Source organism: Micromonospora carbonacea (assembly GCF_014205165.1).
Classification (GTDB): Bacteria; Actinomycetota; Actinomycetes; order Mycobacteriales; family Micromonosporaceae; genus Micromonospora; species Micromonospora carbonacea.
The window spans coordinates 6573705-6598861 of the sequence record NZ_JACHMZ010000001.1 but is presented as its reverse complement, the minus strand read 5'-3'; the positions used below and the strand labels follow the sequence as shown (position 1 = coordinate 6598861).

Sequence of the window (25157 nt, the reverse complement as noted above, 5' to 3'; positions counted from 1 at the left end):
TCCGGGCTGACTCCGCGCTCAACTCACTGATTGCCTGCTCAGGGCCGCACTCCCGACCGGGAGGGCGGCCCGTTCGTCGTGGTCGGGGCTTATATCAGAATTCTTCGCGTAACACAGCGACGAAGATCATCCGAACAGGGTGCCCCTCAATGTGACCTCTGGCACTACGGAGGGCTACAGTACGCGGGTTGTCAGCAAGTGATCCTTCCCGCAGCCAGCGGGTATGGGTGTTCATCGCTGGTCCGCTGGAGTGGGTTGGCGCGCTTGCGAGTCCGCATCCAGGCGTCGGTCCGTGCGTCTCCACCGGCCGGCGCGAGTGTTCGGTACAGGAGGACACAGATGTCCGGGACCATGGCCGCCGACGGCGGCGCACTGTCCCTTACCGGAGCCAACCTGACGTACGTCGTCATCGCCGCGGTCATCGCGCTGGTGGCACTCGTCTTCGCCGCCGCCTTGACCAAGGCCGTGCTGGCAGCCGGTAAGGGCACCACCAACATGCAGGAGATCTCCGGAGCGGTGCAGGAGGGGGCGTCGGCCTACCTGCTCCGGCAGTTCAGGACCCTCGCGATCTTCGTGGTGATCGCCGTGGTGCTGCTCTTCCTGTTGCCGGTGCACGACACCGACGGCAGCGAGCTGGCGGTGAAGATCGGCCGGTCCGCCTTCTTCGTGGTGGGCGCCCTGTTCAGCGCGTTCATCGGCGGGGCCGGCATGTGGCTGGCCACCCGCGCGAACCTGCGGGTCGCCGCCGCGGCCCGGGAGGCGACCGGCGGCCGGGAGGGCGCCATGAAGATCGCCTTCCGCACCGGCGGCGTGGTCGGCTTCCTCACCGTCGGCCTCGGCCTGTTCGGCGCGGCGCTGGTCGTCCTGCTGTTCAAGGGCGACGCGCCGACCGTGCTGGAGGGCTTCGGCTTCGGCGCCGCCCTGCTCGCCATGTTCATGCGGGTCGGCGGGGGCATCTTCACCAAGGCCGCCGACGTCGGCGCCGACCTGGTCGGCAAGGTCGAGCAGGGCATCCCCGAGGACGACCCGCGCAACGCCGCCACCATCGCCGACAACGTGGGCGACAACGTCGGCGACTGCGCCGGCATGGCCGCCGACCTCTTCGAGTCGTACGCGGTCACGCTGGTCGCCGCGCTGATCCTCGGCCGGGCCGCGTTCGGCAACGACGGCCTCGTCCTCCCGCTGATCATCTCCACGATCGGCGTGCTGGTGGCGATCGTCGGCGTCTTCATCACCCGGCTGCGCGCCTCCGACCGCAACGGGCTCACCGCGATCAACCGGGCGTTCTACCTCTCCGCCCTGTTCTCGGCGGTGCTGGTGGCGGTCGCCTCCTTCGTCTACCTCAAGCCGACCTGGGCCGACCTGCTCGGTCCCGAGTGGCGGGCCAGCCTCGGCGTCGACGCCGGCGACCCGCCGCTGGGCCCGCGCGGCGTGACCATCGCCGCCGTGATCATCGGCATCGTGCTGGCCGCCGCGATCCAGGCGCTCACCGGCTACTTCACCGAGACCAACCGCCGCCCGGTGCAGGACATCGGCAAGAGCTCGCAGACCGGCCCGGCGACCGTCATCCTCGCCGGCATCAGCGTCGGCCTGGAGTCGGCCGTCTACTCGGCGCTGCTGATCGGCGCGGGCGTCTTCGGCGCGTTCCTGCTGGGCGGCAGCTCCATCACCCTGTCGCTGTTCGCGGTGGCCCTGGCCGGCACCGGCCTGCTCACCACCGTCGGCGTGATCGTCGCGATGGACACCTTCGGCCCGATCTCCGACAACGCGCAGGGCGTGGCCGAGATGTCCGGCGACATCGACGAGAACGGGGCCCGCATCCTCACCGAGCTGGACGCGGTCGGCAACACCACCAAGGCGATCACCAAGGGCATCGCGATCGCCACCGCCGTCCTGGCGGCGACGGCGCTGTTCGGCTCGTACACCGACACGCTGCGCACGGCGTACTCGGACGCGGGCGTCGGCGACGTCGGCGCGGAGATCCTCAACTCGCTGAACGTGGCGAACCCGCGCAACCTCGTCGGCCTGATCATCGGCGCGGCCGTGGTGTTCCTCTTCTCCGGGCTGGCCATCAACGCGGTGTCCCGCTCGGCGGGGGCGGTGGTGATGGAGGTGCGCCGGCAGTTCCGCGAGCTGCCCGGCATCATGGACCGCACCCAGCGCCCCGAGTACGGCAAGGTCGTCGACATCTGCACCCGGGACGCGCAGCGCGAGCTGATGACCCCCGGCCTGCTCGCCATCCTCGCCCCGATCGCCGTCGGCTTCGGCCTCGGGCCGGGCGCGCTGGCCGCGTACCTGGCCGGGGCGATCGGCGCCGGCACCCTGATGGCGGTGTTCCTGTCCAACTCCGGCGGCGCGTGGGACAACGCCAAGAAGCTCGTCGAGGACGGCGCGTACGGCGGCAAGGGCTCCGAGTCGCACGCCGCCACGGTCATCGGCGACACCGTCGGCGACCCGTTCAAGGACACCGCCGGCCCGGCGATCAACCCGCTGATCAAGGTGATGAACCTGGTCTCGCTGCTGATCGCGCCGGCCGTCGTGGCGTGGAGCGTCGGCGACGACCGCAACGTCGGCCTCCGCGTCGGCATCGCGGTGGTGGCCACGCTGATCGTCGTGGCGGCGGTGGTGTTCAGCAAGCGCAAGGGCATCGCGATGGGCGACTCCGACGACAGCGGCACCGGCGCCGGCAGCGCCGACCAGCGGCCGGAGACGGTCAACGCCTGAGCGGTGACACAGCGGGTTCCCGGCCGGTCGACCACCGCCGGCCGGGAGCCCGCACCCCCGTGGCGGGCCCGGGGCGGCAAACCGACCCGTGGCACGACGGCGCGGAGGCCGTACGCTGCAACGCATGCGCACGTGCCGGGCGGCGACCGCCGGAAAGCTGACGGCGGTCCTCGCCACGCTCGTCCTGGCGCTGGCCGCGTGCGGCGGCGGCCCCAGCCCGCGGGCGTGGGCGGCGTCGGTCTGCGAGGCGCTCAGCCCGTGGCGGGCCGAGATCAACAAGCTGACCAGCAGCACCCAGCAGCAGATGACCGCGCAGACCACCCCGGCGCAGGCGAAGGAGAACCTGGTGCGGCTCTTTGCCGGCGCGGCGGACGCCAGCGAGACCGCCCGCCGCAAGATCGACCAGGCCGGCGTCCCCGAGACCGAGCACGGCGAGGAGATCTCGGCCCGCTTCCAGGCGTCCCTGGGCAAGGTGCGCGACGCGTACGGCCGGGCCCGCGACACCATCGACGGGCTGGGCACCGGCGAGGCCACCGCCTTCTACGACGGGGTGCGCGCGGCCGTGGAGACCCTCGACAAGGAGTACGACGCCAGCGCGCTGGACACCAGCCGGCTCGACTCCGAAGAGCTCAGACAGGCCTTCGACGAGGTCCCGGAGTGCCGCTGACGTCCCCCGACCGACCACCCGACCCGGTGCGGCAGCTCTCCCTGTTCGGCGCCGAGGCGGCGGACCCGTCCGTCGCCGACCTGGCCGGGCTGCTCGCCGGGCCAGGGGAGGTGTCCCGAATGGGCGGCACCGCCCGGCTGTCGATCGTGCTGGACGCCGCCTGGCGGGTGCACGTGCTCGTCGCCGAGCTGTCCCGGCGCGGCATCGCCGCGACCTGGGAGGCGACCCCCGACGGCCGGCACCTGGTGCGCACCTCGTACGCGAGCACCCTCGCGCCGCTCGCGCTGGCCTGGCTGCGCGACCCGCCGACGGCGGGTGAGGTGAAACGGCCGCCCGCCGGGTTCCACCTCAACGGCCGCCGGCTGCGGCTCTGGGTGGCCGCCGCCGGGGCGGCCGACCCGCCCGGGTTCCTGCTCCGCCTCGGCGCGGCGGACGAGCACTGCCGGGAACCGGCCGGCGCGGCCCTGGCCGCCGTCGGCCTGCCGGCGGTGCTGCTCGACGCGCAGGCGGGCGGGCCGGCGTACCGGATCACGGGCCGCCGCCGGTTGGCCCGCCTCGCCGACCTCATCGGCGACCGCCCACCCGCCGCGCCCGCCGCCGACTGGCCCGCCGCCCCCTGAGCCGACTGGCCCGCCGCCGGCTGAGCCGGGCGGGGCGGCACGCCCCGAGCCGGCCGGAACGTCGCCGGCCGGGCCTCCCCCGGTGTCCGATCAAGGACACTCCGGCCGTCGGGCGACGACGGCGGAGCGGCTGGTCGGGCGTCCACCGAGAGGCGGCGTCGTCACAGTGGCCCGCCCGAGGGCCTACCCACGGTGTACGGTGGCGCCGTCCGGCAAGACCGTCGCCGGTGCCCCGGGAAGCGGCGTGGGCGGTTTGCCGCCCGCGAAACCCGGAACCCGGACGGCGCGTTACGTTGGACATCCGGACCGCCGGCGGTTCCGGCGGACCGCGGGTGGTCCGCGCCCCGGATCGGCCGGCCACGAGCAGGAGTGAGGTCGCAGGAGACGTGCCGAGCAACGCCAGGACCACCCGTCTGGTCATCGTCGAGTCACCGGCGAAGGCCAAGACGATCTCGGGCTATCTCGGCCCGGGGTACGTCGTGGAGGCCAGCTTCGGTCACGTCCGCGACCTGCCACGCAACGCCGCCGACGTGCCCGCCAAGTACAAGGGCGAGCCGTGGGCCCGGCTCGGGGTGGACGTCGACAACGGCTTCCACGCCCTCTACGTGGTCTCGCCCGACCGCCGCCAGCAGATCAGCAAGCTGGTCAAGCTGGCCAAGGAGGTCGACGAGATCTTCCTGGCCACCGACGAGGACCGCGAGGGCGAGGCGATCGCCTGGCACCTGGTGGAGACGTTGAAGCCCAAGGTGCCGGTCAAGCGGATGGTCTTCCACGAGATCACCAAGCCGGCGATCCAGGCGGCGGTGGCCAACCCCCGCGAGATCGACCGGGACCTGGTCGACGCGCAGGAGGCCCGGCGCATCCTCGACCGGCTCTACGGCTACGAGGTCTCCCCGGTGCTGTGGAAGAAGGTCATGCCGAAGCTCTCGGCGGGCCGGGTGCAGTCCGTGGCGACCCGGATCGTGGTCGAGCGCGAGCGGCAGCGGATGGCCTTCCGCACCGCCGAATACTGGGACATCCTGGCCACCCTCGCTGTGGCGAGGCCGGGCGAGGGGCCGCGCACCTTCAACGCCACCCTCGTCGCGCTGAACGGCGACCGGATCGCCACCGGCAAGGACTTCGAGCCGACCACCGGCAAGGTGCGGCCCGGCGCGGGCGTCGTGCACCTCGACGAGGGCGGCGCGCGTGGGCTGGCGGCCCGCCTCGCGGGGCGGCCGTTCACGGTCACCCGGGTCGAGGAGAAGCCCTACCGCCGCCGCCCGTACGCGCCGTTCATCACCTCCACCCTCCAGCAGGAGGCGGCCCGCAAGCTGCGGTTCTCGTCGCAGCAGACGATGCGCACCGCGCAGCGGCTCTACGAGAACGGCTACATCACCTACATGCGTACCGACTCGGTGAACCTGTCGGAGACCGCCATCGCGGCGGCCCGTCGGCAGATCGTCGAGCTGTACGGCGAGCGCAGCGTGCCGCCGGAGCCGCGCCGCTACACCGGCAAGGTGAAGAACGCGCAGGAGGCGCACGAGGCGATCCGCCCGGCGGGGGACAACTTCCGCACCCCGGGCGAGGTGGCCCGGGAGCTGTCCGGCGAGGAGTTCAAGCTCTACGAGCTGATCTGGCGGCGCACCATCGCCTCGCAGATGACCGACGCCGTCGGCTCCAGCGTCTCGGTGCGGATCCGCGCCGTCTCCTCCGCCAGCGAGGAGGCCGACTTCGGCGCGACCGGCAAGACGATCACCGACCCGGGCTTCCTGCGCGCGTACGTCGAGTCGTCCGACGACGAGAACGCCGAGGCCGAGGACGCCGAGCGCCGGCTGCCCAACCTGGTCAAGGACCAGCCGCTGACCGCCGACGAGCTGGCCGCCCAGGGCCACCACACCCAGCCGCCGTCGCGGTACACGGAGGCGTCGCTGGTCAAGGCCCTGGAGGAGCTGGGCATCGGCCGCCCCTCCACCTACGCGTCGATCATGCAGACGATCCAGGACCGGGGGTACGTCAGCAAGCGCGGCCAGGCGCTCATCCCGTCGTTCCTGGCGTTCGCGGTGATCGGCCTGCTGGAGCGGCACTACCCCCGGCTGGTCGACTACAACTTCACCGCCAGCATGGAGAACGAGCTGGACGAGATCGCCGGTGGCGACCACGCCGCCGTCGACTTCCTCACCGCGTTCTACTTCGGCAGCTCCAACGGGGCGGGTGACCAGGACATCGCGCGCTCCGGCGGGCTGAAGAAGCTGGTCACGGAGAACCTCAGCGAGATCGACGCGCGCAGCGTCAACTCGATCCCCCTGCACACCGACGACGAGGGCCGCGAGGTCGTCGTCCGGGTGGGGCGCTACGGGCCGTACCTCCAGCGGGGCGTGCCCGGCGAGGAGCCGGCGGCCCACGGTGAGGGCGAGGAGGGCGGCGGCCAGGGTGACCGGGCGCCGATCCCCGAGGGGCTGGCCCCCGACGAGCTGACCCCGGAGAAGGTGCACGAGCTGTTCCTCGGCGGGGGCGGCGAGCGCAAGCTCGGCGACGACCCGTCGACCGGTGAGCCGATCCTGCTCAAGTCCGGCCGGTTCGGCCCGTACGTGGCCAGCGGTGAACGCAAGTCGTCGCTGCTGCGCACGCAGTCGCCGGACTCGCTCACCCTCGACGAGGCGTTGAAGCTGCTCAGCCTGCCCCGGCTGGTTGGGGTGGCCCCCGACGGCGCGGAGGTCCTCGCCAACAACGGCCGCTACGGCCCGTACGTCAAGCAGGGCGACGAGTTCCGCTCGCTGGACTCGGAAGACAAGATGTTCACCGTCACGCTGGACGAGGCGCTGGCCCTGCTGGCCGCCCCGAAGACCCGCCAGCGTCGGGCCGCCGCGCCGCCGCTGCGGGAGATGGGCGTCGACCCGCTGACCGAGAAGCCGCTGGTGATCAAGGACGGCCGGTTCGGCCCGTACGTGACCGACGGCGAGTTCAACGCGTCCCTGCGGCGGGGGCAGACCCCGGAGGCGCTGACCGTCGAGGAAGCCTCCGAGATGCTCGCCGAGAAGCGGGCGAAGGGCCCGGCCCCGAAGAAGAAGGCGGCGGCGAAGAAGGCCCCGGCTGCGAAGAAGACGACGGCCACGAAGAAGACCACGGCGGCGAAGAAGACCGCCGCCGCCACGAAGACGACGGCGGCTGCGAAGTCCACGGCGACCAAGAAGGCGACCCCGGCCAAGAAGGCGACACCCCCCAGAAAAGCCACCACCTGAGATCTTGGAAGACTCAGGCCCCCGGAGGGGCCACATTCTTCCAAGATCTCGCCGTTGTCCACAGGGGCAGCGGGGGTGGCGGGCCGTGCGGCAGGGTTTCTGTCGTGGGTCTTCGTGGCGGGCGGGGCTGGGCGGGGTGGCGGCGGGCGCTGCCGGGCGACGACGCCGACGAGCTGACCTGGCTGCTCTTCCACCAGGACGAGGTGATCAGCCTCGGCCAGGCGCTGCGGCACCTATCCCGCAAGGCGATCCGGCACCGGGTCGACAGCCACCGCTGGCGGCAGGTGCACCGGGCGGTGTTCGTGACCCACAACGGTCCGGTGGGCGCTGATCAGCTCCGGTGGATCGGCGTGCTCGCCGCCGGACCGGCGGCGGTGCTCGGTGGGCTGACCGCCGCCCAAGCGGGTGGGTTGCGTGGCTTCCCCGGTCGCCCCGTCCACCTGCTGCTGCCGGCCGACCGTCGGCGAGGGCCGCTGCCGCCGGGAGTCGTGGCACACCGGACGACCTGCCTACCGGACGAGGACGTGTACGCCATCGGGCAGCCCCGCCGCACGATGCCGGCCCGGTCGATCGTCGACGCCGCGCAGTGGGCCGGAAGCGACGACGAGGCCAGGGCGGTGATCGCCGCCGGCTTCCAACAGCGCCTGGTCGGTGGCGACGACCTGCGACGGGTGCTCGACCGGCTGCCCCGGGCCCGCCGGCGGAGGCTGATCCTGGGCACCGCCGCAGACGCGGCCGGCGGCGCGCACTCCCTCGCCGAGTTGGGCTTCCTGGGCCTCGTCCGGCGCGCCGGGCTGCCCGAGCCGACCCGGCAGAAGGTTCGATGCGACGCTACCGGGCGGCGTCGCTACCTCGACGCCTACTTCGACGAGTGGGGGGTGCACGTCGAGGTCGACGGTGGTCAGCACCTCGATCCCCGCGCGGCGTGGGCCGACATGCGCCGGCAGAATGCGCTCTGGATCGACGGCGACCGGGTGCTCCGCTTCCCGTCCTGGGCCGTCCGCGACCGCCCCGAGGAGGTGGTGGACCAGTTGCGCGCCGCCCTGCGTGCCGCCGGCTGGCCCGGCTGACGCCGTCGAGACAATCTTGGAAGATTCCGGCCCCTCCAAGGGCCAGTTTCTTCCAAGATTTGCGAGGGGTGCCTGTCAGGGGCCCAGGAGGGTGGTCAGGTGGGGGGAGTCGAAGACTCCCTGCGGGTCCAGGCGGTGGCGGACGGAGCGGAAGTCGGCGAACTTCGGGTACGCCGGTGCCAGTGACTCCGCGTCGCGCCAGTGCAGCTTGCCCCAGTGGGGGCGGCCGCCCAGCCCGGCGGCGGCCTCCTCGACGGCCCGGAAGTACGGCTCGTAGGGCGCGCCGAGGTACTGGTGGACGGCGATGTACGCCGAGTCGCGCGCGTACCCGTGGGAGAGCCAGATGTCGTCGCCGGCGGTGAAGCGCACCTCGACGGGGAACTGCACCTTGAACGGGAGCCTGTCGACGATGCGGCGCACCTCGGCCAGGGCCTCGGGCAGGGCGGCGCGCGGCAGGCCGTACTCCATCTCCATGAAGCGGACCCGGCGCGGGGTGCAGAAGACCGCGTCGGAGCGGCCGGTGTAGGTGCGTTCGCTGAGCGCCCGGGCGGAGGCCGCGTTGATCGCGGGCACCAGGCGCGGCGCGGCGCGGCCGAGCCGGCAGAGGCCGGCGAAGATGGTGTTGGCGAGGAAGTCGTCGTCGAGCCAGGCCCGCCAGCGGGGCAGCGGCCGGTCGTCGGCGGGCACCCGGTCGTTGGTCTTGAGCTGCACCCGGTCGGTGTAGGGGAACCAGAAGAACTCGGCGTGGTCGTGCGCGGCGACCAGCGTGGGCAGGTCGGCGAGGACGTCGTCGAGGGCGGCGGGGCGTTCGTGGGCGCGCAGCACGAACGCGTCGACGACGCGCAGGGTCACCTCGGTCAGCACGCCGAGGGCGCCGAGGGAGACGCGGGCGGCGGCGAAGACGTCCGGGTGTTCGTCGGCGGAGCAGTGCAGCACCTCCCCGGTGCCGGTGATCAGGGTGAGCGCCTCGACGAAGGTCGACAGGCAGCCGTAGGCCGCGCCGGTGCCGTGGGTGCCGGTGGAGATCGCCCCGGCGACGGTCTGCGCGTCGATGTCGCCGAGGTTGGGCAGCGCCAGCCCGTGCCCGGCGAGCAGGGCGTTGAGTCGGTGCAGGGGCATCCCTGCCGGTACGGTGACCAGGCGTCGGTCGCGGTCGACCCGGGTCTCGGTGTCGAGGTCGGTCAGCTCCATCCGGCGGTCGTCGGCGCACGCCACGGCCGTGAAGGAGTGGCCGCTGCCGACGGGCCGGATCCGCTCGCCGGCAGCGGCGGCGGCCTGGACGGCGGCGGCGACGTCGGCGATCGTACGGGGGCGGAGGATGGTGGTGGCGGTGCTGCGCTGGTTGCCGGCCCAGTTGCGCCAGTGGGGGCTCGGCGGGGTCGTGCTGCCCATGCGCGCTCCTCGACGTGAATGTGAGATGTCTTCATATCAGGAACGTTGTGCCTGGTAAATACCGCAATCCAGGTCCGCTCGTTGTACCGGTAGTCACGTACTCGTGACGTGCAGATATGTTCATCCGTCGAAGGGGGGTGGCGCCGAGTGTCCACACCAGCCGCCACGACCGGGCCGTTGCGCCGGGTGCCGGTCCAGGGTCGAAGCGTCGCGCGGGTCCAGCGGATGCTGGACGCCTGCGCCGAACTCGTCGACGAGGTGGGGTACGAGGGGCTGACCACGACCCTGCTCGCCGAGCGCGCCGAGGTGGCGATCGGGTCGGTCTACCAGTTCTTCCCGGACAAGCGGGCGATCGTGCAGGCGCTGACCCTGCGCACGATGGAATCCTACCTCCAGCGGCTCGACGAGCGGTTCGCCTCGGACGACCTGACGCACTGGTGGGACGGCGTCGACGCGGGGATCGACGAGTACATCACGATGCACCGCACCGTCCCCGGGTTCCGCACCCTGCACTTCGGCGACGTGGTCGACCTGCACCTGCTGGACGAGCAGCGGGACAACAACGGCGTCATCGCCGACCAGCTCGCCCGGGTGCTCACCGAGCGGTTCGGGATGGTCGACGAGCCGCGCCTGCGGTTCTGCCTGGAGATCGCCGTCGAGGCCGCCGACGCCCTGATCAAGCTGGCCTTCCGGCGCAACGCCGAGGGCGACGAGCGGGTGCTCGCCGAGGCCAAGGCGCTCATCCGCGAATACCTGCACCGGCACGTGGAGGCGTCGGCCGCCGCCGCTGCGGGCGTCACCACCCCGGCCCCCGCCCCCACCGCCTGAACGGGCGGCGGCGGGGCTAGAGGAAGGCGTGACCCTCCCCCCGGTAGGTGGGGACGGTCCCGACCATCCGGTCGCCGTCGACCAGGTGCAGCTCGTTGACACGCTCGCAGAGCTCGCCGGCCTTGGCGTGCCGGAACCACACCCGGTCGCCGACGTGTAGGCCGGCCGCCGCCGGGCCGGTCAGCGGGGTCTGCACCTCGCCGGCGCCCTCCGCGCCGAGCAGCTTCAGGCCGGTCGGCAGCCAGGGGGTGGGCAGCCGGTTGCCGGCGGGCGGGCCGGAGGCGATCCAGCCGCCGCCGAGCACGGTCGCCAGCTCCGGCGTCGGCCGGCGGACCACGGCGCAGGCGAAGAACGCGGCCGGGGTGGGCCGCCAGGCCCGGTACGCGTCGAACAGCGTCGGTCCGTACAGACCCGATCCCGCGGTGACCTCGGTGACCGCGGGATCGGCGCTGGTCGCCGCCACGCTGCCCGTGCCGCCGCCGTTGACGAACTCCAGGTCGGCGTGCTCGCGTACCGCCGACACCGCCGCGCCCCGGCGGGCCAGCAACTCGCGGTAGGACCCGCGCTGGGCGGCCCGGATCGCGGCGGCGAGGGCCGCCCGGCCCGGCGGGGCGTCGCCCAGCCCGGCGATCTGCGCCTCGTACGACATGAGGCCGACCAGCCGGAAGCCCGGCCGGGCGGCGATCGCGGCGGCGAGCGCGCCGGCCGCCCGGGCGCTGTGCACCGGCGAGCGGCGCACCCCGACGTGCACCCGCCTGCCCAGGGGCCGCCAGGACGCGTCGAGGTCGACGCAGACCCGGAGCGCGGGGCGGCGGCCCGGCGGGCACACCGCGTCGACGAGGTCGAGCTGGTCGGTCCCGTCGACCATCAGCGTGACCGCCCCGGCCAGCCCCTCGTCGGCGGCCAGCTCGGCGAGCGCCCCCCGGTCGGCCGTGGGGTACGCCACCAGCGCGTCGTCGGTCACGCCGGCGCGGACGAGCCAGTTCGCCTCGGGCAGGGTGAACGCCATCACCCCGCGCCAGCCGGGGCGGCCCAGCACCCGGCGGAGCAGCTCGCGGGACCGGACGGACTTGCTGGCGACCCGGATCGGCTTGCCGCCGGCCCGGGTGGGCAGCGCCGCCGCGTTGGCGTCGAACGCCGCCAGGTCGACCACCGCGTACGGCGGGTCGAGGTGGGCGGTCGCCCGTTCCAGGCGTTCGCGCAGTTTGTCGCCTTCGCTGGTCACGTGTGCACGCTAACTGTCGATCGGTCAATTGTGAAAGAGCCTCGCGTCTGCCGGGGCGTGCTTCCGCCCGGCGGCCCGGGGACACCGGCGGCGACGGGTGGCGGCTGCGGCCTAGGCTCGGCGAGCAGGCACTGTCACGGGCGGGAAGTCCTCCGGCCGGGACTAGAGTGTTGCACCGGGATGCCCAACGTTGGGCCGGCACGTGGAGGTACGGCCATCGAAAGCCAGAACAGCGGCGAGTCGCCCGGCGAGTCGCCGTCGGCCGGCCCGCCCGGCGCCGAGGACACCGGCCGCACCGGCACCCAGGCGGGCGCCCCGCCGGCCGGGACGCAGCCGGCCGACCGGTCCGGGGCCGCCGCGATCCGCTCCGTGCTGCGCATCCGACCGTTCCGCCGACTCTGGATCGTGCTCGGCGCCGCCTCCTTCGGCGACTGGCTCGGCCTGCTCGCCACCTCGGTCTTCGCCGCCGCCCAGGTCTCCGGCAGCACCGCCCAGGGCGCCGCGTTCGGCACCCTGATCGCGATCCGGCTGCTGCCCGCGCTGATTCTCGGCCCGGTGGCCGGCGTCCTCGCCGACCGGTTCGACCGGCGCTGGACCATGGTCATCTGCGACGTGCTGCGCTTCCTGCTGTTCGCCTCCATCCCGCTGTTCGCGCTCACCGGGGCCAGCGGCGGGCTGGTGGTCGGCTGGGCGGCAGTCGCCACCTTCCTGATCGAGACGATCACCCTGCTCTGGATCCCGGCCAAGGAGGCCGCGGTCCCCAACCTCATCCCGCGCGCCCGGCTGGAGGCGGCCAACCAGCTCACCCTGATCACCACGTACGGGCTGACCCCGATCGCCGCCGCGCTCGGCCTGGCCCTGCTCGACCGCAGCGTCCGGGGGGCCACCGGCGGGGAGATGCCGTCCTGGGCCGAGCCGGCGCAGCTCGCGCTCTGGTTCAACGCGTTCTCCCGGCTCGCCACCGCCCTGGTCGTCGCCTTCGGGATCAAGGAGATCAGCCAGGCGCAGGCCGGCGAGGCCGAGCGCACCGAACAGGGCGTCATGCGCCAGTTCACCGAGGGCTGGAAATACATCGGCCAGACCCCGCTGGTCCGTGGCCTGGTGCTCGGCATCTTCGGCGCGTTCGCCGGCGGCGGCATCGTGATCGGCACGGCCAAGTTCTTCGCCGCGTCCCTCGGCGCCGGTGACGCCGCCTTCTACCTGCTCTTCGGCGCGATGTTCATCGGCCTCGCCCTGGGCATCGGGCTCGGCCCGATGATCGTCCGGGAGATGTCCAGGCGGCGCTGGTTCGGCATGAGCATCGTGCTGGCCAGCGCGTCGGTGGTGGTGCTCGCGTTCGCCGTGCACCTGTCCATGGCGATGCTCGGCGCGATCCTGGTCGGGGCGGGCGCGGGCATGGCCTTCCTCGCCGGCACCACGCTGCTCGGCGGCGAGGTCGCCGACGAGGTGCGCGGCCGGGTCTTCGCGGTGGTGCAGATCGGCACCCGGCTGGTGCTGATCCTCGCCATCGCGCTGAGCAGCCTCCTCGTCGGCGTCGGCGGCTCCCGCAAGCTGACCATCGCCGACCTCGGCATCTCCGTCTCCTCCACCCGGCTGCTGCTGCTCGCCGCCGGCGCGGCCGGCATCTTCGCCGGGATCAGCGCGTTCGGCCAGATGGACGACAAGAAGGGCGTGCCGGTCCTCGCCGACCTGTGGGGGTCGATCCGGGGCCGCCCGCTGATGCCGGCCGAGCACTTCGTCTCCAGCGGGCTCTTCGTGGTCTTCGAGGGCGGCGAGGGGGCCGGCAAGTCCACGCAGCTCGCCGCGCTCGCCGAGCGGCTGCGCGGGCAGGGGCGCGAGGTGGTGGTCACCCGGGAGCCGGGCGCGACCGAGGTCGGCGCGCGGATCCGCGCGCTGCTGCTCGACGCGACCGCCGAGGGCCCGTCCCCGCGCGCCGAGGCGCTGCTCTACGCCGCCGACCGGGCGCACCACGTCGCCACCGTCGTCCGGCCGGCGCTGGTCCGGGGCGCGGTGGTGATCAGCGACCGGTACGTCGACTCGTCCCTGGCCTACCAGGGGGCCGGGCGGACCCTGCCCGTCGACGAGGTCTCCTGGCTCTCCTCCTGGGCCACCGGCGGCCTCAAGCCCGACCTGGTGGTGCTGCTCGACGTGGACCCGCACACCGGCCTGTCCCGGGTGGCCGCCCGCAACGAGGGGGCCGACCGGCTGGAGGCCGAGTCCGTCGCCTTCCACGAGCGGGTCCGGTACGCCTTCCTCGACCTCGCCGCGAACGACCCGAAGCGCTACCTGGTGCTGGACGCGTCCCGCCCGGTCGAGGAGACCGCCGGTCTGGTCGCCCGCCGGGTGGAGGAGTTCCTGGTCGACCCGGCGGGGATCGTGCACCCCCGGCCCGCCCAGGGGCCCGACACCTCGGTGCAGCCCGAGTTATCCGACTCGGAGCTGGTGACGATGGAGCACCGCACCTGATGCCGGACGTCTCCGCAGCCGCCGCCCCGGAAGCCGCGCCGCCGGAAGCCGCCGCCGCTGGCGGCCCGCCGGGCGTCTTCGCCGACCTGGTCGGCCAGGACGAGGCGGTCGCCACGCTGCGCCGGGCCGCCGCGGCGGCCGCCGCCCAGCTCCGGCAGGCCGCCCCCGGCGCGGAGCCCACCGCCGACCCCGGGGCCGGGATGACCCACGCGTGGATCTTCACCGGGCCGCCCGGCTCGGGCCGCTCGGTGGCCGCCCGCGCCTTCGCCGCGGCCCTCCAGTGCGCCTCCGGCACCGGGTGCGGCACCTGCCCCGGCTGCCACACCACGATGGCCGGCACCCACGCCGACGTGCGGCTCGTCGCGCCCGAGGGGCTCAGCATCGGCGTCGGCGAGATGCGCGCGCTGGTGCTGCGGGCGGCCAGCACCCCGTCCGGCGGGCGCTGGCAGGTGGTGATCATCTCCGACGCCGACCGGCTCACCGAGGCGGCCGGCAACGCGCTGCTCAAGGCCGTCGAGGAGCCGCCGCCGCGCACGGTGTTCCTGCTCTGCGCCCCGTCCACCCACCCCGACGACGTGTCGGTGACCATCCGGTCGCGCTGCCGGGTCGTACCGCTGCGGCAGCCCGCGCCCGAGGCGGTGGCCGAGGTGCTGGTCCGCCGGGACGGGATCGCGCCGGACGTGGCGCGCTGGGCGGCGGCGGCCGCGCAGGGGCACGTGGGCCGGGCCCGGCGGCTCGCCGGCGACCCGCAGGCCCGCAGCCGGCGCGACGCCGTGCTCGCCGTGCCGCGCCGGCTCACCGGGGTGGGCGCCGCCTTCGACGCGGCGTCCGCGCTGATCGAGTCCGCCGAGGCGGAGGCCGCCGCGTCCGTCGCCGAACTCGACGAGGCGGAGAAGGCCGCGTTGCAGACGGCGCTCGGCGCGGGCGGCACCGGCCGGGGCGCGGCCGGCGCGCTGCGCGGCGCCCAGGGCCAGCTCAAGGACCTGGAGAAACGGCAGAAGTCGCGCGCCACGCGCGCCCAGCGCGACGCCCTGGACCGGGCCCTGGTCGACCTCGCCGGCTTCTACCGCGACGCCCTCGTCGCGGCGCTGCGTGCGCCCGTCGCCCCCGTGCACACCGACACCGCCGCGCTGGCCGAGGCGGGCGGGCAGAAGTGGCACGCCGAGGGGGCGCTGCGCCGGCTGGAGGCCGTGCTGGAGTGCCGCGCCGCCATCGAGGCCAACGTCAAGCCGCGCATCGCCGTGGAGGCGATGATGCTCGCCCTCTGGAAGGGCTGACCGCCCACCCCTGCTCCGTCCACAGGGCATCGACAGGCCCGATTGGTGTGCGGTACGGTCCGGTGATGCCGTGGTGACCGTGGCGGCACACTCAGTGAGTGCACTGCCGGGAGGAGTCCGCGATGCCTCGGGGGGAGATCGACGAGGCCTGGATCGAGGAGGCGGTGCGGCGCTACCGCCGCATCGAGGCGTTGCAGGCCGAGTTCGACCAGGCGGTGTCGACCGTGGAGGTCACCGTGCGTTCCCCGGACGGGCTGGTCGAGGTCGCGGTCACCGCCGACGGCCGGATCACCGACGTGCGCTTCCTCGGCCCCCTGCACCAGCGCCACCACCGCGACGTGGCCGCCTCCGTGCGCGCCGCCGTGGCGGCCGCCGCCGACGCGGCCCAGTGGGCGCGGGAGAAGCTGCACAACGAGACGTTCGCCGCCTACCGGCCCCTCGCGGGGGCCTGACGTGGACGAGCTGCGCGCCCTCGCCGCCCGGCTGGACGAGGCGAGCGCCACCCTGGAGACGCTGGCCCGCGCCGTGACCGCCACCGACCCGCCGCACCCGGCGTTCGGCGCGCAGGTCCCCGGCCGGCCCGGCGAGATCGGCCGGGCCCTGCACCGGCGGTGGACCGACGCCACCGGCGACCGGGCCCGCGAGGCGACCGTCGCCGCGTCCCGGCTCGCCGCCGCCGCGTCCGCGGTGCGCAGCGCCGCCGACCGCTACACCGGGGTCGACGACGCCGTCCGTCGCCGGCTCGGCCGGGAGCGGTGATGGACGCCCTCGACCGCCTGGCCGAGCCGGGGCTCGACCTGCTCGACCGCGTCGACACGCTGCTCGCCGGCGGTGCGCCCGAGGGGCACCGGCTCTGGCCGCTGCTGCGCCGCATGCAGGTGCTCCCCGGCGACGCCGTGCGGGGCTTCCTCGACCTGCACCCCGCCCCGCTGACCGACGCCGGCCACGCGGTGCGCGGGCTCGTCCGGGCGTACGACGAGGTGTGCCGCACCCTCACCGACCCCGCCGCCTGGTCCGGGCCGGCCGCCTCGGCCTACGACCAGGCCCGCGCCGCCCTGCTGCGCCACCTCGACGAGGGGCCGGAGAGCCTGGTGGGCCGGCTGGAGGCCACGGCCGGCTACGCCGACGCCCTCGCCGACTGGGTCGAGGGCAGCCGCCTCGCGCTCGCCCGCACGCTCGCCGACGTGCTCGGCTCCGCCGAGGCGGTCCGGGTGCGGGCCGCCACCGCACCCGCCACTGCCGGCGACACCGGGCCGGGCGCGGCGGGGCTGCTCGCGGCGGCCGACATCGCCCACCGCGTGCTGGCCGTGCTCGGCGTGGCCTACGACGGGGCGGAGACGCTGCTACGCCAGTGGTCGCCGAGCCTCGCGGAGACCACCTGGCGCGGGTCGACGGTCGGTGGCCCCTACCACGGCTCCCCGCTGCGGGTCCGGTGACCGCGTGGTGACGCGGGGCTGGGTGCCGGGCCGCACCGCGTCGTAGGGTGAAGGCATGGGCATGCTCTGCGCGGTCAGCTTCAACCGGTACGGGCGCCTCTACTACCTCGACCCGGGCGAGTTCCGCCCGCAGGTGGGCGACCGGGTGCTGGTCCCCACCGACGACGGCCCCGAGGTGGCGGAGTGCGTCTGGGCCGCGCAGTGGGTCGGTGAGGACACCGACGGCTTCCCCCGGCTCGCCGGCCTCGCCACCGACGACGACCTGCGCCGCGACGAGCTGCTGCGGCGGCGCAAGGCCGAGGCGAAGGTGGCCGCGAAGCGGCTGATCCGCGAGCACGGCCTACCGATGAAGGTCGTCGCCGTCGACCACGTGCTCGCCACCGCCGACGGCGGCGGGGACCGCACCACCGTCTACTTCACCGCCCCGCACCGGGTCGACTTCCGGTCCCTCGTGCGCGACCTGGGTGCCACCCTGCACTGCCGGGTCGAGCTGCGCCAGCTCTCCGCCCGCGACTCCGCGCGGGTGCAGGGCGGCATCGGCTCCTGCGGGCGCGACCTGTGCTGCGCCACCTTCCTCACCGACTTCGAGCCGGTGACGATCCGGATGGCGAAGGACCAGGACCTGCCGCTCAACCCGCTGCGCATCTCCGGGGCCTGCGGCCGGCTGATGTGCTGCCTGAAGTACGAGCACCCGCTCTACCAGAAGTTCCAGGAGTCCGCCCCGCCCGTCGGCAGCCGGGTGTCGACCCCCGAGGGCGACGGCCGGGTCGTGGGCCACAGCGTCCCCCGCGACGCGGTCACGGTCCGGCTCGACGCCGACGGCTCGCGCTCCATGTGCTCCCGCGCCGCCGTCTGCGGCTCCCGCCAGGCCCACGACCAGCGCTACGACGCCTGAGCCGGCTCAGGGCGCCAGCACGACCGGCGGCTCGGCCAGGCGCGGGGTCAGCGGATCCTTCGGGGCCAGCCAGGAGGCGGTCGGGGCGTCGTCGGGGTTCAGCCGCCAGCCGCGGGAGACCCGGTCCACGGCGATCGGATAGATGGTGAGCGTGCCGTCCGGGTCGATGCGCATCCGCAGGAACGCCTTGGCGTCCTCGATGCCCTGACCGGCGAACAGCTCGTTCACGTTCACCCCGAACGCCCCCGCCACCAGCAGGTAGGCCGCCACCAGCTCGCTGGCGAGGAGGCCGATCAGCGGGCCGTACACCACCGCCGCGGCGGCCACCGGCAGCGGCCACGGCCAGTCGTGCAGGGGCACCGCCAGCCAGGCCCAGGTGCCGGCGGCGGCGAGCGCCACCTGCGCCAGCCCGTGCGCGACGCCGAGGATCCAGTGCCGTACGTGCCGCTTGCCGCCGGCGCTCGGCGGCTTCGCGAAGAAGACCGCGCCGAGCATCGTCACCAGCAGCATCGCCACCAGCGGGACGCTCAGCAGCCGCTGCTCGGTGCCACCGGCCCGGCCCGCCGCCACCCCGGCCATGGCCAGCATGAGCAGGGTGTGCACCGTGCCGAGCAGGGTGCCGAAACCCGGGTTGCGTCTCGGCAGCCGGGCGAAGACGCCCCAGCCGTACCGGCGGGAGCGGGCCCGGTCGGGGAAGGTGGCCGCGAGGTCGTACGGGAGGCTGCGGCTGGCCCGCCGGGACAGGGTGTCGCGCGGGGGCACCTCGATCCGCTCCGGCAGGTGGTGGGTCGGGTACAGGTAGGCCCCGCCGCCGCCGCAGGTGACGAGCTGCCGGTCCGGGCCGGCGTACCGGGCGTAGTGGTGCAGGTCCCCGGAGACCAGCAGCCGCACCCGCGCCCCGGTCGGCGCGACGATGGTGCGGACGAAGTAGTCGATCGAGTCGTACGCCGTGGGGTGGTCGACGGCCTTGACCCACGTCGGCGCGGGCACGGCCAGGATGACCCGGCTGTCCGGCCCCAGCCGTTGCGCGACGGCGTCGAAGTAGGTGAGCTGCGGGTCGTCCAGGTACGAGCCGGACTGGTCGTCGAGGCCCAGCAGCCACCAGCCGGCGGGCAGCTCGGCGGCGAAGTACGAGCGGGACTGGCCGGTGCCCCAGCCGCCGAAGTGCCGGTCCCGGGAGCGGACGAACAGCCGCAGGAAGGCGGTCAGCCCGTCGTACCAGTCGTGGTTGCCGGGGACCGCGAACAGGGTGGGCCGCTCGGGCGGCGTGACCGGCAGCGCGGCCTGGTACGGCCCCTTGCAGCGGTCCTCGTAGGCCTCGTAGGACGCCGACGGGTAGACCTGGTCGCCCCCCATCACCAGGGTCTGCGCCCGGGGCAGCCGGTGCCCGTCGACGGTCAGCTCCGGCTGGGCGAGCAGGTACGCCACCGAGTAGGTGGCGTCGAAGCCGTCGCCCAGGTCGGCCACGTAGTCGAGCCACAGCCCGCCGTCCGGCCCGACCTGGCGCTCGATGCGGGCCTCCAGCGAGTTCTGCAACTCCCGCTTGTCCAGGTACGCCCCGAACAGCATCGCCAGCAGCGTCCGCAGGCCGGTGCTGATCAGCAGGAGCGGCGCGAGCCACGGCACCGGCCTGCGCGGGGTGAAGCCCAGCTCCGGCGGGTCGATGCTGCGCGGCCGGCGGGCCGTGCGGGCGAAGGCCCGCTCGTCGTCGGGATCATCGAGAGGGGCCGGGCCGTCGACGGGGGTGCGATCGTCGGTCACCAGCCGCAGCGTAGTCCGGGCGGGGCCGATCCGCTGTCGGGTGTGGGCAGGGACGGGCCGGATGTCCGGGATGCCGGTGCCCGGGGCGGGGCGCGGTGCCGTCGCTGTCGCGGGTCCCGGTGCTGCGTTGCCGCTCCCGTTGCGGGCGGCATCCCGCTGTGGCGGCGGCCGGGGCGTGCCGTACACTTGGCGGTCGTTGCCGCCTTAGCTCAGTCGGCTAGAGCGACGCACTCGTAATGCGTAGGTCGACGGTTCGATTCCGTCAGGCGGCTCCAGAAGGCCCTGGCCAGCTCAGCGCTGGTCAGGGCCTTGTTTTTCGGGCCTCCCGTGCGTGGGAGGGCCCGGTCGGTGCGACGGCGACGAGGTGAGGTCAGCGGCCGCGCGCCATCATCCGCAGCGCGAGCATGGTCATGAATCGTGGCGGCACCATGCGGATCACGAGGGCCGTCACCGTGTTGCGCTGCCCGTCGACCACGGCAGGTCCGGTTCCCTCCAGCGCGGCGAGCGCGGTGCGGGCGACCTGGGCCGGCTGGCGCTTCCCGCCGCCCGGCCGGGGGTTCATCGGTGTCCGGGTCGGCCCCGGGCTCACCGCCACCACCCGGACGCCGCTGGCCCTGGTCTCGGCCCACAGTGCCTGGGTGAACGAGAGGACGTAGGCCTTCGACGCCGCGTAGGCGGCCAGGACGGGTGCCGGCGTGTAGGCCCCGGTGCTGGCGACGTTGATGACCGAACCGTGCCCCCGCTGAACCATCCCGGTCACCACGAGCGTGGTCAACTCGGTCAGAGCGCCGACGTTGAGGTCCACCAGTCGACGCAGCGTGGCGGGGTCGCTGTCCGCCACCGTGGCCAGCGAACTCATGCCGGCGTTGTTGACTAGCAGCTCCACCTCGATGCCGGCCTCCTGCACGGTCTTCATCAGGCGGACGGGAGCGTCGTGTTCGTCGAGGGCGAGGGGGACGCTCAGCACGGCGACGCCGTGTCGCTCGCGCAGGCCGGCGGCAGTCTTCGCCAACCGCTCGGCGTCGCGGGCCACCAGCACCAGGTCTGCCCCGTGCCCGGCGAGCTCCTCCGCGATCGCCGCGCCGATGCCGCTCGATCCGCCGGTGACGAGGGCGGAGCGGCCCTTCATGTCGGATGCCGTGGTCATGCGGCTAACCTAGACGTTGACGTCAGCGTGAAGGTCAAGTCGGCGTCGGTGGCCGGAGGGGGCGACGAACCGGTGCGCATCGGAGAGCTCAGCCACGCTACCGGGGCCAGCACCCGGGCCCTGCGCTACTACGAGGAGCAGGGGCTCATCCGCAGCGAGCGCCTCCCCAACGGATACCGCGACTACGGGCCCGAGGCGATCGAGAAGGTGGAGTTCATCCAGGACCTCCTCGCCGCGGGGCTCTCCTCGCAGATCCTGCGCGACGTCATGCCCTGCGTCACCGCCGACGGCGGCCAGACCCCCTGCGCCGACGTGCTTCGCCAGGCCCAACGGGTCCGCGACGACCTGCTGGAGCAGGAGCGACGCATTCGCGCCCGCCGGGAGACCCTGGAGCAGTACCTCGCCGGCCAGCGCAGCCCACGGGGCAACCACAGCCACCCCCACCCGTGAGGGCCGGGCTGTGGGAGTCTGGCGCGATGTCGCGTGCGCGCCTGGCCCTGTCGGTCGGGATTCTCCTGCTCCTCGCCGCCTGCCTGCTGCCGTGCCTGCCCCTGTTCCAGGTGGCCGGGATGTCGCTGCCCTACCAGGACCCGACGCCCGAGCTGCTGCGCCAGCACGCGGCGAACGTCGCGGCGGCCGAACGCCGGCTCGCCGTGTGCGTGGCCGTCGCGGGCGCTCTCGCCCTCCTGGGCCTGGTCGCCCTCGCCCTCGCTTACGCCTGGAGGCGGCGGCGTCCGCCGGCGACGTCGGCCTAGGGGCGGCGTCCCGGCCGCCGGGACGACGGCTCCGACGAGATCGTCTACGACAAGATCTCCAAGCGGGTCCGGCTGATGCCGCCCTGTCGCCGACACGGGCGGTGACCGGGCGTCCGGGCGGTCGGCTTGGGTCGCACTATCCGAAGGTGGGGCGTTTGCCCTGGTGAAAGCGTGATGACCTAGTTACTCTTGGGTCGAATGCCCGCCGTTGTGCACCACTTGGTCGGGCTTGTGCCTAACGGAGGGTATCGCACTCGGTAGTCATCTGGCCCGGCTCCCCATCACCCGAAGGGAGCGCCCATGACCCGGGCCCCGGCGAACCTGATGGCTGTCCGCAGCCTGCTCCTGGCCCACCTGGACCTCGACCCCGATACCTCACGCCCACAGGATCTGGAACCTGCCGAGGTCGGCATCGTGGGCGACGCCTCCCACCGGGGCGGCTACCACTGCGGCTCCGACGGCGTGGTGCCCGGTGACTATTCCGTGGTGGAGTCCACCCGGGACAGTTCGGGGCTGACCCTCGACGCGTCCGGTCTGGACGTCGGAGGCTTCAGCGTGAAGTCCGGCGGGAGCACCCACGACCTGCGTTCGTTCTCGGTCTGGTGCGTGCGGCAGTGCACCGCCGGCACGGCCGACACGCGGGACCTCAGAGAGATCATCTATTCCCCCGACGGCAAGACGGTCAAGCGGTGGGACCGGCTGGGCAAGCGCAGCACCGGAGACAGTTCCCACCTCTGGCACACCCACTTCAGCTTCTTCCGCGACTCGACCAAGGCGGGCCGGGACCAGACCCCGCTGTTCCGCCGCTACCTGACCGAAATCGGACTGATCACCCCACCTGCACCGGAGGATGACATGAGCGAGAAGGCCGAGAACGAGATCCACCAGGTCTACCTAGGCACGTTCTACGGCGGGAGCAGCATGGGCCGGGCCGTCGACCCGGACGGCGCCGGACCGGCGGCGGCCAGCAACAGCGTCGTCGCCAAGCTCGACTACCTGATGGCCCGCCTCGACGGCGTCGTCGCCGGGGTCACCACCCTGCAGGGCAAGGACTGGACGGACGAGCCCGCCATCATCGCCGGGGTGCTCGCCGGCCTGTCCCCGCAGCGGCTCGCCGAGGCGCTGGCGACCGCCGGGCTCACCCCGGCGGCCATCGCGGCGGCGGTGCCGCAGGACATGGCCCGCAAGGTCGTCGACGAGTTGACCGCCCGGCTGTCGAGCTGACGTCGTGTGGACCTGGCGACTCTCGTCCCGCCCGGTGGTCTCGGCGCGGTCGGAGCCGGCGGGTTGCTCGTCATGGTCGTCCTGTACCTCCTCAACGCGAACCGGGCCGACCGCAGGGAGTACCAGGAGGCCATCGACCGGGCCGAGCGGCGCGCCGACGAGGCGGAGGTGCGCCGCTCGGCCGCCGAGGCCCGGCTCGACACCCTCCAGCAGGCCGTGGACGAGGCGCGGTCCGCCCGGCGGGCGGCCGAGGACCATGCCGACTCCCTGCTGCGGGAACTGACGAGACTGCGTCCGCACGAGCCAGGCGGTGATGCGTGACCGACGAGACCCTTCAGCTACGACTACGGATGAACCGCCTCGGCCGCCGCCGCGCGGTGGTCGCCGTGGCGGCCACCGCCCTCATCGCCGCCACGATCGGCTGGTGGGCGGCGTCGATGGGACGGCAGACCGTGCAGCAGCAGCACCGCGCGGCCACCGCCCTGTCCGGCGCCGAGCAACTGTGCCAGCAGGTCCGCCAGCTCGGCGGGACGTGCGTCGTCGACCCGGAGGACCTGAAGGGCGTACCCGGGGATCCCGGCCCGGCCGGTCCGCCGGGGCCACCGGGGGTCCCCGGCCTCGACGGCGCCGGCGGTCCCACCGGCCCGCCGGGGCCACGCGGTGACCAGGGCCCGCCGGGGCCGTCCGGCCCCGCCGGCCCGAGCGGCCCGGTCGGTCCGGCTGGTCCGGTCGGTCCGAGCGGCCCGGGTGGTCCGGCCGGCCCACCGGGGGCGTCCGGCCCGGAGGGGCCCAGGGGCGAGGCGGGCCCGCCGGGGGAGCGGGGGCCGCAGGGCGAGGCCGGGCCGGTCGGCCCGAGCGGCCCGCCGGGGCCCTGGTGCCCCGAGGGTACGACGGTGCAGGTCGTCACAGTCGTCACCGCCGGAGGCGCGCAGCGCATCGTCGCCTGCGTGACCGAATGAACGATCGACACTGTCCGCGACGGAGCCCGCAGGAGGCCCGCCATGCCCGAATCCGTTCCCGTCCCCGTTCCCGCGCACGCGTCGGCGGCCTCCGAGCCGCTGCTGACCGTCGGCGGGGTCACCGCCGCCGGCGCCGCCGTGCTCAGCCTGCTGGTCGCCTTCGGGCTGCCGGTGTCGGCCGACCAGCAGACCGCGCTGCTCGGCCTGGTCGCGGTGCTCGCCCCGCTGGTCGTGGCGGTGCTCGCCCGCGGCCGGGTGTACTCGCCGGCCACCGTGGCCGACCTGCTGGCCCGCCGCCGGTGACCGCTCTGCCGCCGGTGACCGCCCCGTCGCCGGTGGCCGGACAGGATGTCGGGGCCTACCGCTAGCCTGCGGCCCATGAGTGTTTCGGTGGACGGCGCCGCGAAGCTGCCAGGTGTCGAGGACGAGGCCCGGTTCTGGGCCATGGTGGAGGCCGCGTGGGAGCGGCTGGGCCCCGAGCCGGCGGCGCTGCGCCGGGCCCTGCGGGAGCGGGACCCGGCGGCCGACGACGTCGACCCGGACGCCCTCGACGAGTGGTTGAGCCCGTTCGTCGAACAGCTCTGTGCCCTCGCCGCCGACCTGTCGAGCGAGGAGCTGACCGCCCTGGACCGGGTGGTCGAGCGGAAGCTCTACGACCTCGACCGCGCCGACGTCCACGCCGTCACCGACGGCTCCGACGACGGCTTCCTCTACGCCCGGGGCCACATCGTCGCCCTCGGCCGCGAGTTCTACGAGGCGGTGCGGGCCAACCCCGCCCTGGCGGTCACCGACGCCGAGTGCGAGAGCCTCTGCTACCTTTTCGCGCACCTGCACGACAAGCGGTTCGGCGACTGGCCGCGCACCGGGTCGGGCATCTCCCGGGAGTCGTTCAACAACCCCGACGGCTGGCGGGAATAGTCAGAACGCGCAGTACATGACGTGCAGGCCGACCCGGCCCAGGGCCGGGTGCGCGAACGCGCCGGGCACGGTGCCGACCACCTCGAAGCCGAGCCGGCGGTAGATCCCGACCGCCGCACGGTTGCTTTCGGCCACCGCGTTGAACTGCATCCCGGCGTAGCCGCGCCCGCGCGCCCAGTCCAGCGCGTGCCGGCACAGGGCCGTGCCGACCCCGCGCCCCCGCGCGTCGGCCGCCACCATGAAGCTCGCGGTGGCCACGTGCGATCCCGGCCCCGGCCGGTTGGTGCCCATCTTGGCCGTGCCGAGCACCCGGTCGCCGTCGACCGCCACGACGGTCCGCCCGGGCGGGCGTTCCACCCAGACGTCGTACGCCTGTTCCCTGGTCATCGCCGGGTCGTAGGTGAAGGTGTCCCCGGCCCGGACGACCCCGGCGACGATCTCCCACACCCGGGGCCAGTCGGTGTCGGTGAACTCCCGGATCAGCACGCCGCGACGCTACCGGAAGCGGGGCTGGTGGTGCTGGCACCACCATGGGCGGTGGTGTGCCCTGGACGACGGTCGGGCAGTGGGCGGCA

At 74.1% G+C, this 25157-nt stretch carries 24 protein-coding genes and 1 tRNA gene; 20 read left to right on the top strand and 5 right to left on the bottom strand.

What is annotated here, in order from left to right; all coding sequences use genetic code 11:
• The first annotated feature begins 339 nt into the window (after positions 1-339).
• From HDA31_RS27560 to HDA31_RS27540, 5 genes are all read left to right on the top strand, one after another.
• Positions 340-2724, top strand: coding sequence for a sodium-translocating pyrophosphatase (locus tag HDA31_RS27560; RefSeq protein ID WP_178063007.1), 2385 nt, complete (start codon positions 340-342; stop codon positions 2722-2724).
• Between the two features lie 124 nt (positions 2725-2848).
• Entirely contained in the window at positions 2849-3391 is a 543-nt protein-coding gene (locus HDA31_RS27555; RefSeq protein ID WP_074475343.1) for a hypothetical protein, read from the top strand.
• Positions 3382-4011: a hypothetical protein gene (locus HDA31_RS27550; RefSeq protein ID WP_178063008.1), complete on the top strand. Its 630-nt coding sequence runs from the start codon at positions 3382-3384 to the stop codon at positions 4009-4011. The genes HDA31_RS27555 and HDA31_RS27550 overlap by 10 nt, the downstream gene beginning before the upstream one ends.
• Positions 4012-4397: 386 nt before the next feature.
• Entirely contained in the window at positions 4398-7229 is a 2832-nt protein-coding gene (gene topA, locus HDA31_RS27545; RefSeq protein ID WP_178063009.1) for a type I DNA topoisomerase, read from the top strand.
• A gap of 104 nt (positions 7230-7333) precedes the next feature.
• Positions 7334-8299 carry a DUF559 domain-containing protein gene (locus tag HDA31_RS27540; protein ID WP_246384285.1) on the top strand — a complete coding sequence of 322 codons (966 nt, stop codon included), beginning with the start codon at positions 7334-7336 and terminating at the stop codon, positions 8297-8299.
• A gap of 75 nt (positions 8300-8374) precedes the next feature.
• On the opposite strand, the gene HDA31_RS27535 is transcribed toward HDA31_RS27540, so the two are convergent.
• Positions 8375-9691, bottom strand: a complete 1317-nt coding sequence (locus tag HDA31_RS27535; protein WP_178063010.1) for a D-arabinono-1,4-lactone oxidase — start codon at positions 9689-9691, stop codon at positions 8375-8377.
• A 225-nt stretch (positions 9692-9916) separates the two neighbouring features.
• Here HDA31_RS27535 and HDA31_RS27530 point away from each other — a divergent pair, with 225 nt between their 5' ends.
• A complete protein-coding gene (locus HDA31_RS27530) occupies positions 9917-10519 on the top strand; it encodes a TetR/AcrR family transcriptional regulator (protein WP_074475338.1) in 603 nt (200 codons plus the stop codon).
• Positions 10520-10535: 16 nt separating this feature from the next.
• Here HDA31_RS27530 and HDA31_RS27525 read toward each other — a convergent pair whose 3' ends face one another.
• Positions 10536-11744 (bottom strand): amino acid deaminase/aldolase, encoded by a 1209-nt coding sequence (locus HDA31_RS27525; RefSeq protein ID WP_178063011.1) that lies wholly within the window; start codon positions 11742-11744, stop codon positions 10536-10538.
• Positions 11745-11924: 180 nt separating this feature from the next.
• Between HDA31_RS27525 and tmk the strand changes: the two genes are divergently transcribed.
• From tmk to HDA31_RS27495, 6 genes are all read left to right on the top strand, one after another.
• Positions 11925-14210 carry a dTMP kinase gene (gene tmk / locus HDA31_RS27520; protein WP_260422073.1) on the top strand — a complete coding sequence of 762 codons (2286 nt, stop codon included), beginning with the start codon at positions 11925-11927 and terminating at the stop codon, positions 14208-14210.
• The gene (locus HDA31_RS27515) at positions 14210-15487 is read left to right on the top strand and encodes a DNA polymerase III subunit delta' (protein WP_178063012.1); all 1278 of its coding nucleotides are present in this window, start codon (positions 14210-14212) and stop codon (positions 15485-15487) included. Before tmk ends, HDA31_RS27515 begins: the two co-directional genes overlap by 1 nt.
• A gap of 122 nt (positions 15488-15609) precedes the next feature.
• A complete protein-coding gene (locus HDA31_RS27510) occupies positions 15610-15939 on the top strand; it encodes a YbaB/EbfC family nucleoid-associated protein (RefSeq protein WP_074475336.1) in 330 nt (109 codons plus the stop codon).
• A 1-nt stretch (position 15940) separates the two neighbouring features.
• Positions 15941-16246, top strand: coding sequence for a hypothetical protein (locus HDA31_RS27505; protein ID WP_074475335.1), 306 nt, complete (start codon positions 15941-15943; stop codon positions 16244-16246).
• Positions 16246-16923 carry a hypothetical protein gene (locus HDA31_RS27500; protein ID WP_178063013.1) on the top strand — a complete coding sequence of 226 codons (678 nt, stop codon included), beginning with the start codon at positions 16246-16248 and terminating at the stop codon, positions 16921-16923. The genes HDA31_RS27505 and HDA31_RS27500 overlap by 1 nt, the downstream gene beginning before the upstream one ends.
• A 55-nt stretch (positions 16924-16978) precedes the next feature.
• On the top strand, positions 16979-17818 hold the full coding sequence (locus tag HDA31_RS27495; RefSeq protein ID WP_178063014.1) for a PSP1 domain-containing protein: 840 nt from the start codon (positions 16979-16981) through the stop codon (positions 17816-17818).
• A gap of 6 nt (positions 17819-17824) precedes the next feature.
• Here HDA31_RS27495 and HDA31_RS27490 read toward each other — a convergent pair whose 3' ends face one another.
• Positions 17825-19579, bottom strand: a complete 1755-nt coding sequence (locus tag HDA31_RS27490; protein WP_376701416.1) for a metallophosphoesterase family protein — start codon at positions 19577-19579, stop codon at positions 17825-17827.
• Between the two features lie 198 nt (positions 19580-19777).
• Here HDA31_RS27490 and HDA31_RS27485 point away from each other — a divergent pair.
• Positions 19778-19854 (top strand) — tRNA-Thr (locus HDA31_RS27485).
• A 95-nt stretch (positions 19855-19949) separates the two neighbouring features.
• Here HDA31_RS27485 and HDA31_RS27480 read toward each other — a convergent pair.
• Positions 19950-20726: an SDR family NAD(P)-dependent oxidoreductase gene (locus HDA31_RS27480; protein ID WP_178063015.1), complete on the bottom strand. Its 777-nt coding sequence runs from the start codon at positions 20724-20726 to the stop codon at positions 19950-19952.
• Positions 20727-20798: 72 nt separating this feature from the next.
• Between HDA31_RS27480 and HDA31_RS27475 the strand changes: the two genes are divergently transcribed.
• The 7 genes from HDA31_RS27475 (at position 20799) to HDA31_RS27445 (ending at position 24582) form a co-directional block, all read left to right on the top strand.
• On the top strand, positions 20799-21176 hold the full coding sequence (locus HDA31_RS27475; RefSeq protein WP_178063016.1) for a MerR family transcriptional regulator: 378 nt from the start codon (positions 20799-20801) through the stop codon (positions 21174-21176).
• A gap of 26 nt (positions 21177-21202) precedes the next feature.
• Positions 21203-21481, top strand: a complete 279-nt coding sequence (locus HDA31_RS27470) for a hypothetical protein (protein ID WP_178063017.1) — start codon at positions 21203-21205, stop codon at positions 21479-21481.
• 300 nt (positions 21482-21781) lie between these two features.
• Entirely contained in the window at positions 21782-22705 is a 924-nt protein-coding gene (locus tag HDA31_RS27465) for a hypothetical protein (protein ID WP_178063018.1), read from the top strand.
• A gap of 6 nt (positions 22706-22711) precedes the next feature.
• Positions 22712-23026, top strand: a complete 315-nt coding sequence (locus tag HDA31_RS27460) for a hypothetical protein (protein WP_178063019.1) — start codon at positions 22712-22714, stop codon at positions 23024-23026.
• The gene (locus tag HDA31_RS27455; protein WP_219825149.1) at positions 23023-23664 is read left to right on the top strand and encodes a hypothetical protein; all 642 of its coding nucleotides are present in this window, start codon (positions 23023-23025) and stop codon (positions 23662-23664) included. The genes HDA31_RS27460 and HDA31_RS27455 overlap by 4 nt, the downstream gene beginning before the upstream one ends.
• 42 nt (positions 23665-23706) lie before the next feature.
• Positions 23707-23967: a hypothetical protein gene (locus HDA31_RS27450; protein ID WP_074475325.1), complete on the top strand. Its 261-nt coding sequence runs from the start codon at positions 23707-23709 to the stop codon at positions 23965-23967.
• A 75-nt stretch (positions 23968-24042) separates the two neighbouring features.
• The gene (locus HDA31_RS27445) at positions 24043-24582 is read left to right on the top strand and encodes a DUF4240 domain-containing protein (protein WP_246384287.1); all 540 of its coding nucleotides are present in this window, start codon (positions 24043-24045) and stop codon (positions 24580-24582) included.
• Here HDA31_RS27445 and HDA31_RS27440 read toward each other — a convergent pair whose 3' ends face one another.
• A complete protein-coding gene (locus HDA31_RS27440) occupies positions 24583-25068 on the bottom strand; it encodes a GNAT family N-acetyltransferase (RefSeq protein ID WP_178063021.1) in 486 nt (161 codons plus the stop codon).
• Between the last annotated feature and the right edge of the window lie 89 nt (positions 25069-25157).